This window comes from Dehalobacterium formicoaceticum, assembly GCF_002224645.1.
Taxonomy (GTDB): domain Bacteria; phylum Bacillota; class Dehalobacteriia; order Dehalobacteriales; family Dehalobacteriaceae; genus Dehalobacterium; species Dehalobacterium formicoaceticum.
Map to the genome: position 1 here is coordinate 700,150 of NZ_CP022121.1, position 13,845 is coordinate 713,994.

Here is a 13,845-nt window from a genome sequence, read left to right on the forward strand (position 1 = left end):
CATCATTTTCCATTTTTTAAACCCTGATCTATGCATCTTCGTTGATTCATGACGATTAATAAAGAAATTTTTTGATTCTTTTTTCAATAGTACTTGGGGCTATAGATGAAAAATATGTTTTTTTCTCTGTGACAATGATAGTATTCGTTTCCTCATCATTATCATTATTTTCATCGTTCCATTTTTGCTGGCCAAGGCTTTCCAAAAAACCTTGGGACAAAGATGAATCTTTTACCTTTAGATAATCTAAAATCATAATGATTTCTTTACTGTTCACCATAATGTTTTTTCCTATATGTATAAACATTTTTCTCCCCTAATTTTTTTTATTTTCAATTTTTCCCCGTGAGATCTGAATTATATTGCCTTCTTTTTGTTTAAAATCAAAATCCGTGGTAGTAATAAAAGTTTGTACCTTATTACCGATATACTGCATTAAATGATTTTTCCTGTTCTGATCCAATTCCGACATCACGTCGTCTAATAATAAAACTGGATATTCTCCTATTTCTGATTTTACTAATTCCAATTCTGCAATTTTCAAGGATAAGGCAGCTGTTCTTTGTTGTCCCTGAGAAGCGAATTTTCGTGCATCAATACCATTAATCATAATTTTTAAATCATCTCGATGAGGACCAAAAAGGGTGATCCCCCGCTGGTTTTCCAAGACAAGATTATTATCTAATTGAGAAAAAAATATATTTTTAATTTTGTCAAGAGAGGCTGTTTTAAGATTTTCTTCTCCCTTTAATTCCAAACTATGATAGTCTAAATCCAACTCTTCTGCTCCATTGGTTATCTTACGATGAGTCAATCTTGCCAAAGGAGTCAGCTTTTGTAAGACCTCAAATCTTTTTTTTATGATCATGCTCCCCTGGTTAACCAATTGCTGGCTCCAAACAGGTAAAAGTTCTAATTTATTTTTACTTCCCCTTATTTCCTTCAATAAATTATTCCGTTGACCTAAAATTCTTTGATACTGAATTAAAGAATAATAATAAGATGGAAATAATTGAATCATTTCTTGATCCAAATATCTTCTCCGTGCCGATGGTCCGTTTTTAATAATATTTAGATCTTCAGGAGAAAAAAGAACACTATTAAAAACTCCCAGCACATCTTTGATCTTTTTTCTTTGGCTGCCATTTACCTTTAAAATCTTCTTATTTTCTTCATGATAGCCTGCTGACAAAAGATATTCCCCATTATTTCTTAGAATCTTTCCTTCCAGAAAAAAATATGGTTGACCCCATTTAATCATTTCCCGATCTTTAGCGTTTCTGAAAGAGGAAAAAATGCTCAGATAATGAATGGCTTCCAAAAGATTAGATTTTCCCTGGGCATTCATGCCCATCAAGATATTAACATGGGGATGAAATTCAATCTTTTCTTCATCATAATTGCGGAAATTTTTTAAAAACAAAGATAAAATATGCAAAAAAGAACACTTCGCTTTATATTTTTTTCATTTAGGTGTTTCGTACCGGTAAAATTAAATAGATATACTTATCATTTTCAACTGAGCGAATAATACCGGGACTCAAGGATCCTGTTAAATCTATGTAAATTTCTTCCTCATCAATACTTTTCAAAGCATCCATCAAATAGTGAGAGTTAAAAATGATTTCCGTGGGTTCACCTTCCAGAAAAACATTTAATTCCTCATGAATTTTTCCTAATTCCGGTGAATTAGAATTAATCTCTAAAATATTGTCATCAACACTTAATTTTACCAAGCTATATTTTTCTTTTAATTCATCCCGTACCAAAAGAGAGGCTCTTTCTATAGCCTCTAATAATTTTTTGGTTTTAACCCTAATACGGCTGGTACATTTACTGGGATCCGGGACTACTTGCGTATAGCTGGGATATTGGCCTTCAATTAATCGCGTAAAAACTGTAATATTGGACGTTTTGAAAAGAAATTGATTGCTTCCCCCGATCATGATTAAAGGTTCGGTTTCATCCGGGATGATACGGGATACTTCTACCATGGTTTTGGTGGGAATAATCACAGAAATTTTATTTTCAATAACTGGTGATGAATTGCTCCAAAATTCTTCTTTCAGAGCTAATCGATGGCTATCGGTGGTTACCATAATGATTTTATCCCCTGTTATTTCAACCAGGGTTCCGGTAAATAAAGGTCTTGATTCATCATTTGAAGCAGCAATTGAAGTTTGTTTAACCATTTTCTTAAACTGGTTCTGAGGCATACTTCCTGTAATCTGATTTTTAATTTCAGGTAGGGATGGAAATTCTTCATCAGAAAAGCCATTAATAAACTGTTCTGATTGTTCATATTTTATAATCATACCCTCCCGTACTGAGCTTTTTAAGTTAATAATTCCGGAAGGAAGCCTTTTTACCATTTCAATGAAATATCTTCCCGGAACAACCGAAGATCCCTCTTCAATAACCTCCACCTCGATAGTACACTGTATGGCAATTTCTGAGTCTGTAGCTGTTAATTTTAAGGCATTGTTTTCTGCTACTAAGTGTATGCCGCTTAATATGGGCTTGGTGTTCTTGTTGGAAACGGCTCTGCTAACCGTTTGAACACCATAAACTAAATCTTCTTTACTACAATTAAAGTGCATGATTGAGCCTCCTTAAATACAGTACATTTCTCATCTTTATAATCTTTATTATCATTTAAATTAGCATTAATAGTAATAGGGGCAGTGAATATGTGTATATGTGCATTATTGCTTTTAAAACTATGGGGTTAGCTGTGTTGAAAATATGTTGATAAATAGAAAACACTTATCAACATATCAACAAAAAAAATAAAACTTCCCTAAATAATATAATTATACACAGGTTATTCCGTAACTATCCCCAATCAAATGCTCTGTATATGGGTTATTATATCTGAGATGGAGCGGTCTATGTTAATATCCTGGGCTCTTTCTCTCGTAATTTTATCATAGGCATGAAGCACAGTGGTATGATCCCGTCCCCCAAACTCTTCACCTATTTTAGGTAAAGAAGCATCAGTTAATTCACGGGACAAGTACATGGCAATTTGTCTTGGAAAAGCGATGTTGCGAGTTCTTTTTTTAGCTTTAAAATCATCCACCTTAAGATGGTAATATTCCGCTACAGCCTGCTGGATTAATTCTATCGAAATAGTTTTTTGCTTATTCTCTGGAAGAATGTCTTTCAAAGATTCCTGTACTAATTCCGGAGTCACTTCTTTCCCCGTCAAAGAGGAATATGCGATAACCCTGATTAAGGCGCCTTCCAATTCTCTGATGTTAGATTGTATTTTATTGGCGATAAAAACCATTACATCATTAGCTACTTCAATGTGGTCGGCATGTGCTTTTTTACGGAGAATGGCGATTCTGGTTTCTAAATCAGGGGGTTGGATATCTGTAATCAGACCCCATTCAAAACGGGAGCGCAGCCTGTCCTCTAAAGTGGGAATTTCCTTAGGTGGACGGTCGCTGCTGATAATAATTTGCTTATTAGCCTCATGAAGGGTATTAAAAGTATGAAAAAATTCTTCCTGTGTACTTTCTTTACCGGCTAAAAATTGAATATCATCTATTAATAAAACGTCCATATTACGGTATTTATTACGAAATTGAACGGTCTTATTCTCTCTGATGGAATTAATCAATTCATTGGTAAATGTTTCAGAAGAAACATAAACGACCTTGGAAAGCGGGTTATGGAGTTGAACAAATTGGCCGATCGCATGCATGAGATGAGTTTTTCCTAGACCTACTCCACCGTAAATGAATAAAGGATTATATGCTTGAGCAGGGGCTTCCGCCACTGCCAGGGATGCAGCATGGGCAAAGCGATTGCTGTTTCCAATGACAAAAGAATCAAAGGTATACTTAGGATTAAAATGAAAACCATTCATTGTTTCAAAGGATTTTTTTATCCCATTCGGCATCATTTCTTTATTTTTTTCTTTGGAATGGGGAGTTAAATAATTAATCTCGCCATTTGCCTGGGGCAAGACAAATTCAATATCTACTTCTTCTGCTGTTACTAACTGTAAAGTGTTTTTAATCAGGCTGGCGTAATGTGATTCCAACCAATCTTTAGCAAAGCCATTGGGGACTGCAATGACAAATGTTTGATCATATTTTGTGACCACTTGAGTTTTTTTTAACCAGGTATCAAAGCTGGCTTCATTTAATTCTGTTTTTAAAATTTCTAAAGTTTTCTGCCAATCCTCTTTTAGTTGTGTAAGCATGGTGTCCTCCTTAAATCCTTAAAAAAGAAAAAACTATATTTTGCGAGTATGATTGATGAATATCTGTAGGATATGAATTGAAATAAAATAAAAGGGACAAAAAAATATCCACAATGATACGCACAAAATTAATACGGTGGATAAGTAATTATTTAACATGTATATTTTATTTTATATCAATGATAGCAAAAAATATCCACAATTTCAACAGGCAAAAAATAAGTTATCCCCAAACTTAATTTGATCTTTTTTTTCTATTCCTTGACAGTTCTAAAGTGGTAAGATATAATTCTAATGCTAATGCTTGCTTGGAAGCGTGATTTTTAAAAGATAGATGAAGGAGGATTTTTTTATTATGAAAAGGACTTATCAACCAAAAAGAAAAAGACATCAGAGGGTACATGGTTTTTTAAAAAGAATGAGTGATAAAAGCGGACGTAATGTTATTAAGAGAAGACGCGCTAAAGGAAGAAAGAGATTGTCTGCATAAGGCCGATAAGCGGCCTTTTCCCATATTTTATCAATTTTAAGATGATATTTGCCTAAAATTTTGAGAATATTTTCATTTTTGATCGGGCAAAAAATGATTATAATTATTTCAGGATAGTTATAATATGGTTGAGTAGTCATTTAGGGGGCTCTCATTTTGTTGAAACAAGCATATCGGTTAAAAAGCCCGAAAGATTTTCGCCTGACATATAAAAAAGGCAAATCATTAGTTAATCCTTATTTAGTTTTGTATTTTCGTAAAAATCAGAAAAATACATATCGTATCGGCTTTTCAGTATCAAAAAAGTAGGAAAAGCTGTAATAAGAAATCGTGTTAAGAGAAAATTAAGGGAAATTTGTCGTTTAAATGAAAAATTATTTTCAATTGGTTATGATTATATCTTTGTGGTCAGGGTAAGAAGTAAAGATGCTTCTTATCATAAACTTGAAAAAAATTTACTGGATTTAATCCATAAGATGAGAAAATAAGATGACTGGATTTTTGATTTTTTTTATTAGAATATATCAGAAAATAATATCACCAATTTTACCTGGAAAATGCCGCTTTTACCCAACTTGTTCCCAATATTGGATTGATGCTTTGAATAAGTATGGTTTTTTTATTGGTGTCTGGAAGGGTTTAAAAAGGATAAGCAAATGTCACCCTTGGCATCCAGGTGGTTATGATCCTGCCTAAAATGAAATAGGAGGTGAATCTGCAAATTTGGGTACTTTAATCGGATTTGTTACAGATTCTTTAGAGTGGCTTTATCAATTAACAGTACAGATTAATATGCCAAGCTATGCGCTGGCTATTGTGTTATTAACCATTATTATTAAAGTTTTACTTTATCCATTAACTTATAAACAAATGAAATCGATGAAGGTCATGCAGCAACTGCAGCCTATTATCAAAGAATTAGATCAAAAATATAAAAATAATCCTCAGAAAAAACAAGAAGAGATGATGAAGGTTTACCAGGAATATGGGGCAAATCCTATGGCTGGCTGTCTTCCTTTACTGATTCAATTTCCTATTTTAATTGCTTTGTTTCGGGGATTACAATCCTTTCACCCATCTATACCGGAACATTATAATTTTTTCTGGATTAATGATTTAAGCTTAGCAGACCCCAGTGGATTTATTTTACCTGTTTTTGTAGGATTAACAACTTTTTTGCAACAATATATTACTTCACCCAATTCCAATGATCCAACACAAAAAATGATGCTTTATGCCATGCCGATTTTATTTGGATGGATGACAAGGTCTTTTCCAGCAGGTTTGGCGCTTTATTGGATTGCTTTTAGTGTGGTGGGAACAATTCAACAAATTTTCATTAACAGAGGAATAAAACCTACACCGGTAGAAGATACAGCGAAAGATAAAAATAAGAAGAAGCATTTACCGGTCAAGGAGAGTGAAAAAAAATGAAATCAATAGAAATATCCGGAAAAACTATTGATGAAGCGATAGAAAAAGGGCTAAAAAAATTAAATTGTAACCGTGATGCAGTAGAGATTGAAATTATTGAAGCACCTTCCAAAGGAATTTTTGGTATTTTTGGCGTGAAAGATGCAAAAATAAAATTAAATTATATCATTGATAATTTTGATAAGAACCAGGAAGCAGAGACTTCAGAAACTTTTCCTTTGAGTGAAAGCAGATCTGAAATAAAGATTGTCAATGAAGAACCAGAGCCCGAGAAAAATCACAGTTTACAAAGTATTGAGAGCAATCATATCGTACAAAATGATAATGATTTACCTGAGACGGCAGCAATTCAATTTTTAGAAAATATTTTTAACAAAATTGAGGTCCAGGTTGAAACAGAAGTATCTAAAAAAGATGATTTTTTATACCTTTCTTTTCGAGGAGAAGATTTAGGAATTTTAATCGGGCGCAGAGGTGAAACCTTAGATTCACTGCAATACTTAACAAATTTGGTTGTGGGCAAAAAATTTGGACAAAGATATCGTATTATTCTCGATGTAGAAGGGTATCGTGAACGCAGAGAGCAAACCTTGATTAATTTAGCTTTAAGATTATCTGAAAAGGTAAAAAGAACCGGTCATAATATCGTTCTGGAACCTATGAATCCCCATGAGAGAAGAATTATTCATACAGCTCTCCAGAATGATTCCAAGGTGCGCACCTTTAGTGAGGGGGAAGAACCTCACCGTAAAGTGGTAATTACTAAAAGAACGAAGTCATAAGAAAAATTTTTATGTTTCTAAACCCAGTAATATTAATTGCTGGGTTTTTCTAAAACTTTTCTCAGATAACTAACTGCCACTAATACCAAGAACTCTGTTTATGAGGTGAAAATTATGATAAATGATACTATTGCTGCCATTTCTACTTCTTTTGGAGAGGCGGGGATTGGAATCATTCGTATCAGTGGTGAAAAATCCCTTGATATCTTAAATGAAATCTTTCAAGCACGAAAAGAAAAGGATATGTCAAAGGTACCTAGTTTTACCATGCATCTAGGAAACATTGTTGATCATAACCAGGATGTAATTGATGAAGTATTGGTTTCCATTATGAGAGGACCGAAATCTTTTACCGGGGAAGATGTTGTTGAAATCAATTGTCATGGTGGTTTGATACCTCTTCATACAACCTTTGAAAGGGTTTTAGAAGCCGGAGCACGTTTGGCAGAACCTGGGGAATTTTCAAAATTGGCTTTTTTAAATGGAAGGATTGATTTAACGCAAGCAGAAGCCATTATTGATGTGATCAGAGCAAAATCAAAACAAGGGTTAAATAGTGCCGTCAGTCAATTAGCCGGAAAATTATCGGATGAAGTGCGTGGCATCAGACATGGGATTTTAGGTCTTTTGGCTGCGATTGAAGCTGCAATTGATTTTCCGGAAGAAGATATAGAGGATCTTACCTATGAAAAAATCAAGCATACCGTGGCCTTTTTGACTAAACAAGTGGAAAAATTGATCGCCACTTTTGCTCAAGGCAAATTGATCCGTGAGGGTATTAAAACTGCTATTGTTGGTCGCACAAATGTTGGTAAATCCAGTCTCTTAAATGCCCTGTTAAAAGAGAATCGATCCATTGTCACCGATATTCCGGGAACTACCCGGGATACTATTGAGGAGTATTTAACCATTGGAGGTATTTCCTTAAAAATAATTGATACGGCAGGCATTAGAAAGACAAAAGATTTAGTTGAGAGAATTGGTGTGGAGCGATCTAAAGAAATGATAAAAACAGCGGATTTGATCCTTTTTGTTTTGGATATTTCTATTGGTATCACCGAAGAAGACAAAGAAATCATTTCTGATATTAAAGATAAACAGGCTATTGTCTTGATAAATAAAATCGATGTGGAAGACGATGAGAAAAAACGAAAGGAGATTGAAAGATTTTTAACTCCTATACCTCATATTTTTATATCCGCAAAAGATGAAATCGGTATCGAACAATTGGAAAAGCTGATTGCATCTTCAGTTCTTCAAGGGGAGATCAATCTAGGACAAGATTTAATTATTACAAATGTACGGCATAGAGATGTACTTGTCAAAGCCCAGCAGAGTCTTCAGGAAGTTTCAAGAGGTGCTGAAAAATTAATGACTTTGGATTTTCTATCCATTGATTTAAAAGATGCCTGGGAAACCTTGGGTGAGTTGTCTGGAGACACAGTGGGTGAAGATTTACTTGATCGAATATTCAGCGATTTTTGTATCGGAAAATAGAGGTGAAACCATGGAGTATTTAGCAGGAGAATATGAAGTAATAGTTATTGGCGCCGGTCATGCCGGTTGCGAGGCAGCACTGGCAGCTGCGCGCATGAAATGTAAAACTTTATTAATTACTTTAAATATGGAGAATATTGCTCTCACGCCATGTAATCCATCAATTGGAGGTCCGGCTAAGGGTCATTTGGTCCGGGAAATTGATGCTTTGGGTGGGGAAATGGGAATCAATATTGATAAATCCCATATTCAAATCAGACTTTTAAATACCGGAAAAGGTCCGGCTGTGCATGCATTAAGAGCTCAGGTTGATAAAAAATTATATCAACAGGAAATGACTATGACGGTGCAATCACAAGAAAATTTAGATGTCAAACAAGCCACGGTAAATAAGATATTAGTAGATAATTATAAAGCAGTTGGTGTGGTGACAAAAACAGGAGCTAAATATTTGGGTAAATCTGTGATTTTAACAACAGGTACCTATTTGCGCGGTAAGATCATTATTGGAGAAGTGCATTATCCGGGAGGCACCAACGGACAATATGCCTCCATGTCTTTGGTAGAGAGTATCAAAGAAAATGGTTATGAAATCAGAAGGTTTAAAACGGGGACGCCGGCGCGTGTCGATTACCGTTCCATCGATTTTTCTAAAACGGTGGAACAGCCTGGGGATAAAGGTCCATTATCATTTTCCTTTTTGACAGAAAAGTTTGATCGTCCTAATATTTCCTGTTGGTTAACTTATACCAATGAAAGAACACATCAAGTGGTACGGGATAACTTGCATCGCTCTCCATTATACAGTGGCATGATCGAGGGGATCGGGGCTCGCTATTGTCCTTCTCTGGAAGACAAAGTCGTTAAATTTCCTGATAAAACGGCTCATCAGCTTTTTTTGGAACCTGAAGGGTTAAACACATATGAATATTATGTACAAGGCATGTCCAGTAGCTTACCGGAAGAAGTGCAGTTTGCCTTTTTGAGAACCATTAGAGGTTTGGAGCACGTAGAGATTATGCGGCCGGCTTATGCCATAGAATATGATTGTATTGATCCTATGCAAATGAAACCTACTTTAGAAAGCAAATGTATTTCCAATTTATATACAGCCGGTCAAATTAACGGAACCTCCGGATATGAGGAAGCTGCCGCTCAGGGTTTGATGGCTGGGATCAATGCCGTCTTAAAGATCAGGGAAAAAGATCCATTGATTCTGACCCGTTCCGACGGCTATATTGGAGTTTTAATTGATGATCTGGTTACGAAGGGTACCAATGAACCATATCGGATGTTAACATCCCGAGCGGAATACCGACTGCTGCTGCGACAGGATAATGCAGATTTAAGGCTTACAGAATATGGAAGAAATATTGGTTTGGTGACTGATCATCGTTATCGCAAATTTACTGAGAAAAGGGAGATTATTGATCAAACCTTAGCTAAAATAAAAGGAATCACGGTAACTCCTCAAAATGAGAAATTGAAAACACTACTGCAGCAAAAGGATTCCAGTGAGATTAAATCCGGCATCTCTCTATATGATTTATTGAAGAGACCGGAAATTAATTTTAAGGATATTTCCTCATTGACAGAGGAAGATCTTTTTCTTACCCGTCAGGAAGAAGAACAAATAGAGATTCAGGTTAAATATCAGGGTTATATTAAAAAACAGATGGAGCAAGTTAACCGATTTAACAAATTAGAGCAAAAACAACTTCCGGAGGACCTGGAATATCATTTAATAAAAGGACTACGGACAGAAGCTCAGCAAAAGTTGGATAAAATTAAACCAACCTCCATTGGCCAAGCCTCAAGAATATCAGGAGTTTCACCTGCTGATATTTCTGTACTTCTTATTTATCTTGAGCAAAAAAAGAGAAGTCAAAAGGGGGGGGAAGTATCAGGTGAATGAATTTTATGATTTTCTGTCCCGTGGTTTAGAGTCAATGGAAATAGATTTCACCAGTGCACAATTAGACCAGTGTCACAAGTATTATCAAATTCTTTTGGATTGGAACCGTAAAATGAATTTAACGGCCATTGTTGAGGAGAAAGAGGTCGCATTAAAGCACTTTTTGGACTCTTTAATGGTCTTTAAATTTATCCCTATGAAAGGGCAGGATCATTTAATTGATATTGGTACCGGTGCTGGATTCCCCGGCCTTCCTTTAAAGATTTTTAGTCCGAAAATGGAAGTTGTTTTATTAGATTCTTTAGCTAAAAGATGTTCCTTTCTCACTGAGGTGGTTCGTGAATTAGGTTTGAAGAAGGTACAAGTGATTCATGGCCGGGCAGAAGATTATGGCCGCCAAGAAAAGTATCGAGAAAAGTTTACTTTAGTTACAGCGCGTGCTGTAACTAGTCTGCCTGTATTACTGGAATATTGTTTGCCCTTTTCAAAAATTGGCGGTATTTTTTTTGCTTTAAAAGGACCGGATATAAATGAGGAGATAGAAAAAAGCATGGTGGGTATTGATCTCTTAGGTGGTATGATAAAAGATATAAAACATTACCAACTTCCAATATCAGGAGATGATCGTTCTTTGATCGTGATCGAAAAAATAAAAGAGACATCAAATAAATATCCTCGAAAGGCAGGTACCCCAGAGAAACATCCTTTATCAAGATAGTTTTTTTCATTTAGATCCCGATCCCTTTGCGAAGCTCTTAGTGAGAAGAAATAAAGTGGTTTCTTCTTTCATAAGGGCTTTTATCATAGAATAAAGTTTTCTGATGCTATTTTGCAGCTTCAGGCAGGATAGTTTCTAAGTGGTGTGGAATTAAGTTATTTTAGACAAGGTGCATCAAGATTAGAACGATAAATTGACTGCATAAATCATGGAAAAAGAATGCAGCTTATTTTAAACGGTGGTGAAAGTATGGGAAAAATTATTGCAATTGCAAATCAAAAGGGTGGTGTTGCAAAAACGACAACAGCTGTCAATTTGGCTTCCTTTATGGCCATAGAAGGTAAGAATATGCTGCTCATCGATATTGATCCCCAAGGCAATGCTTCCAGTGGTTTAGGGATCAATCGGCAGGAAACGGAACATTGTATTTATGATGTATTGATCAACGGGGTATCCATTGATGCCGTTATCCACGATACGGAATTAGAAAGATTAAAGTTGGTTCCTGCTACAATCCAATTAGCTGGTGCAGAAATTGAGTTAGTTTCAGCAATTTCAAGGGAAAGTAAATTAAAAAAGGCATTGAAAGATATTAAAGATCAGTACGATTATATTATTATTGATTGCCCCCCTTCTTTAGGTTTATTAACCTTAAATGCTCTGACGGCGGCAGACAGCATCTTAATACCTATTCAATGTGAGTATTATGCTTTGGAAGGATTAGGTCAGCTGATGAATACCTACGATTTGGTTCGAAGGCACCTCAATCCCCATTTGGAAATTTTGGGCGTTTTATTGACCATGTTTGATGCCAGAACTAATTTGGCAATACAAGTGGTAGACGAAGTGAAAAATCATTTTAAGGGAAAAGTTTTTGCTACAATTATACCGCGTAATGTCCGTTTAAGTGAAGCGCCCAGTCATGGTAAACCGATATCCTTATATGATCCCAGATCAAGAGGGGCTGAGGTTTATCATGAATTAGCAAAGGAAGTGATTGAACTTGGTTAAAAGAGGTTTAGGCAAAGGTCTGGATGCGTTGCTTACCCCTAATGTATACGGTCAAAATGATTCGGGTGATGCAGTTATTCTAATTGGGGTGGAAGATATTTTTCCCAATTCTCATCAACCACGCAAAAATTTTGATCAGGATAAAATGCGTGAATTATCTCTGTCTATCCAAGAACATGGATTGGTGCAACCAATCTTGGTGCGAGCGGTTCAGGATCAAAAGTATGAGATTATTGCTGGGGAAAGGCGCTGGCGGGCAGCACGTTTAGCTGGTTTAACGGAAATACCATGTTTGGTAAAGGATTTGGATGATAGAATTGCTACAGAGGTTGCTCTTATCGAGAATATTCAAAGAGAAGATTTAAATGTGATGGAGGAAGCAGAAGCTTTTATCAAATTAATGCAGGATTTCGAGCATACACAGGATTCCTTGGGTGCACGTCTTGGTAAAAGCCGCTCTTATGTCGCTAATACCTTGCGACTTTTAAATTTGCCCCTACCTGTGCAAAGTTTCATACGAGAAGGGATTATATCAGCAGGACATGCCCGGGCAATTTTGTCTATCAATGCAAAAGAAAAAAGAACTTTATTTGCTGAGAAGATCATCAAAGAAAAAATGTCTGTCCGTCAAGCAGAAGAATGGGCCAAGGAAATTAATCAGAGGGAGGAAAATTTAGCTCTGAAGGAAACAGATCAGAATGAAATGGATGATAAGCAAGACACCACCTCTCCCGGTGTTAAGGATATGGAATCCAGATTAAGAGGATTATTAAGCACCAAGGTGCGGATTAAAAGGGGCAAGAATGGGGGTAAAATTGAGATTGATTATTATAGTCTAGAAGATCTGGAACGTATTATGACCTCCCTGATCCCTGAAGATGATTTTTAAAACATGATAAAAAATGTTTCACGTGAAACATTCCTTGTGAAAACCAAATATTTAGTAGAAAATGTTTCACGTGAAACATCCAATGAGTCTTAATGAAAGGCCGGATTTTTTCATAGTATTTTTGATTGCGAAGTGGAGAAGTGAAAATGTGGGGTACAATTGTAAATGTATTGGCGATCGTGATAGGCAGTTTAGTTGGTATTAAAAGCGGAAATTTTCTTAGTGATAGCACCAAGGATACTGTTTCCAAAGGTGTGGCTCTGGGTGTATTATTGATTGGTCTGCAAATGGCTTTTGAAACGCAGCAATTAATTATAGTTTTAGTCAGCATGGTTTTAGGCGGCGTGACGGGAGAATTAATCGGGATTGAGAGATTTTTGGACAGAAGCGCTAAATTTCTGGAAAAAAGATATCAAGGAGAATCTACCGATAAGGGTATTGCTAAGGGTTTTGTTACGGCTACATTAATTTATTGTGTGGGAGCAATGGCAATTATGGGTGCGTTACAAAGCGGGCTTACCGGAAATCATAGTATTCTTTATGCAAAATCAATCTTGGATGGAGTAACCTCCATTGTCCTGGCATCTACTCTAGGTGTTGGGGTTGCATTATCAGCTCTTCCTCTACTGATCTATCAAGGTTCCATCACATTGCTGGCTCATTTTATTGAGCCTTTTATCATTGAAGAAGCGATTGTGGAAATGAAAGCCGTTGGGGGGCTTTTAATCGTAGCGATTGGCTTAAATATGCTGGAACTGACTAAGATTCGAGTGGGCAATTTACTTCCAGCAATCATTTATGCCGTGGTTTTTACAACTTTTGTAATGAAATTAGGTTGGACATGAAATAAAAAAAAGGAAATTTTAAAGTTCTTCCTTTAAAATTTCCTTTTT

General features: G+C 35.8%; 14 protein-coding genes and 1 pseudogene. 11 read left to right on the forward strand and 4 right to left on the reverse strand.

Going from position 1 to position 13,845, the window contains the following annotated elements; genetic code table 11:
• Positions 1 to 55: 55 nt before the first annotated feature.
• The 4 genes from remB to dnaA form a co-directional block, all read right to left on the reverse strand.
• Positions 56 to 307 carry an extracellular matrix regulator RemB gene (remB, locus tag CEQ75_RS03505; protein WP_089609098.1) on the reverse strand — a complete coding sequence of 84 codons (252 nt, stop codon included), beginning with the start codon at positions 305 to 307 and terminating at the stop codon, positions 56 to 58.
• Positions 308 to 316: 9 nt separating this feature from the next.
• Positions 317 to 1,438 carry a DNA replication/repair protein RecF gene (gene recF, locus CEQ75_RS03510; RefSeq protein ID WP_089609099.1) on the reverse strand — a complete coding sequence of 374 codons (1,122 nt, stop codon included), beginning with the start codon at positions 1,436 to 1,438 and terminating at the stop codon, positions 317 to 319.
• A 31-nt stretch (positions 1,439 to 1,469) separates the two neighbouring features.
• Positions 1,470 to 2,600 carry a DNA polymerase III subunit beta gene (dnaN, locus tag CEQ75_RS03515; RefSeq protein ID WP_089609100.1) on the reverse strand — a complete coding sequence of 377 codons (1,131 nt, stop codon included), beginning with the start codon at positions 2,598 to 2,600 and terminating at the stop codon, positions 1,470 to 1,472.
• A 245-nt stretch (positions 2,601 to 2,845) separates the two neighbouring features.
• Positions 2,846 to 4,216, reverse strand: a complete 1,371-nt coding sequence (gene dnaA, locus CEQ75_RS03520) for a chromosomal replication initiator protein DnaA (RefSeq protein ID WP_089609101.1) — start codon at positions 4,214 to 4,216, stop codon at positions 2,846 to 2,848.
• A gap of 355 nt (positions 4,217 to 4,571) precedes the next feature.
• On the opposite strand from dnaA, the gene rpmH reads away from it, so the two are divergent.
• The 11 genes and pseudogenes from rpmH (at position 4,572) to CEQ75_RS03575 (ending at position 13,797) form a co-directional block, all read left to right on the forward strand.
• The gene (gene rpmH, locus CEQ75_RS03525) at positions 4,572 to 4,706 is read left to right on the forward strand and encodes a 50S ribosomal protein L34 (protein WP_089609102.1); all 135 of its coding nucleotides are present in this window, start codon (positions 4,572 to 4,574) and stop codon (positions 4,704 to 4,706) included.
• A gap of 159 nt (positions 4,707 to 4,865) precedes the next feature.
• Positions 4,866 to 5,194: pseudogene (gene rnpA / locus CEQ75_RS03530) on the forward strand (ribonuclease P protein component).
• Position 5,195: 1 nt separating this feature from the next.
• Positions 5,196 to 5,402 carry a membrane protein insertion efficiency factor YidD gene (yidD, locus tag CEQ75_RS03535; RefSeq protein ID WP_089609103.1) on the forward strand — a complete coding sequence of 69 codons (207 nt, stop codon included), beginning with the start codon at positions 5,196 to 5,198 and terminating at the stop codon, positions 5,400 to 5,402.
• A gap of 27 nt (positions 5,403 to 5,429) precedes the next feature.
• Positions 5,430 to 6,140, forward strand: a complete 711-nt coding sequence (locus tag CEQ75_RS03540; protein WP_242965365.1) for a YidC/Oxa1 family membrane protein insertase — start codon at positions 5,430 to 5,432, stop codon at positions 6,138 to 6,140.
• Entirely contained in the window at positions 6,137 to 6,922 is a 786-nt protein-coding gene (gene jag / locus CEQ75_RS03545; RefSeq protein WP_089609104.1) for an RNA-binding cell elongation regulator Jag/EloR, read from the forward strand. Before CEQ75_RS03540 ends, jag begins: the two co-directional genes overlap by 4 nt.
• Before the next feature lie 114 nt (positions 6,923 to 7,036).
• Entirely contained in the window at positions 7,037 to 8,419 is a 1,383-nt protein-coding gene (gene mnmE, locus CEQ75_RS03550; protein WP_089609105.1) for a tRNA uridine-5-carboxymethylaminomethyl(34) synthesis GTPase MnmE, read from the forward strand.
• 10 nt (positions 8,420 to 8,429) lie between these two features.
• Positions 8,430 to 10,334 carry a tRNA uridine-5-carboxymethylaminomethyl(34) synthesis enzyme MnmG gene (gene mnmG / locus CEQ75_RS03555; RefSeq protein WP_089612484.1) on the forward strand — a complete coding sequence of 635 codons (1,905 nt, stop codon included), beginning with the start codon at positions 8,430 to 8,432 and terminating at the stop codon, positions 10,332 to 10,334.
• Positions 10,327 to 11,052 (forward strand): 16S rRNA (guanine(527)-N(7))-methyltransferase RsmG, encoded by a 726-nt coding sequence (rsmG, locus tag CEQ75_RS03560; RefSeq protein ID WP_242965366.1) that lies wholly within the window; start codon positions 10,327 to 10,329, stop codon positions 11,050 to 11,052. Before mnmG ends, rsmG begins: the two co-directional genes overlap by 8 nt.
• A 249-nt stretch (positions 11,053 to 11,301) precedes the next feature.
• The gene (locus CEQ75_RS03565; RefSeq protein ID WP_089612486.1) at positions 11,302 to 12,063 is read left to right on the forward strand and encodes a ParA family protein; all 762 of its coding nucleotides are present in this window, start codon (positions 11,302 to 11,304) and stop codon (positions 12,061 to 12,063) included.
• Complete coding sequence (locus CEQ75_RS03570; protein ID WP_157677309.1) at positions 12,056 to 12,952, forward strand: ParB/RepB/Spo0J family partition protein; 897 nt, start codon at positions 12,056 to 12,058, stop codon at positions 12,950 to 12,952. Before CEQ75_RS03565 ends, CEQ75_RS03570 begins: the two co-directional genes overlap by 8 nt.
• 146 nt (positions 12,953 to 13,098) lie before the next feature.
• Positions 13,099 to 13,797 carry a DUF554 domain-containing protein gene (locus tag CEQ75_RS03575; protein WP_089609107.1) on the forward strand — a complete coding sequence of 233 codons (699 nt, stop codon included), beginning with the start codon at positions 13,099 to 13,101 and terminating at the stop codon, positions 13,795 to 13,797.
• Positions 13,798 to 13,845 lie beyond the last annotated feature (48 nt).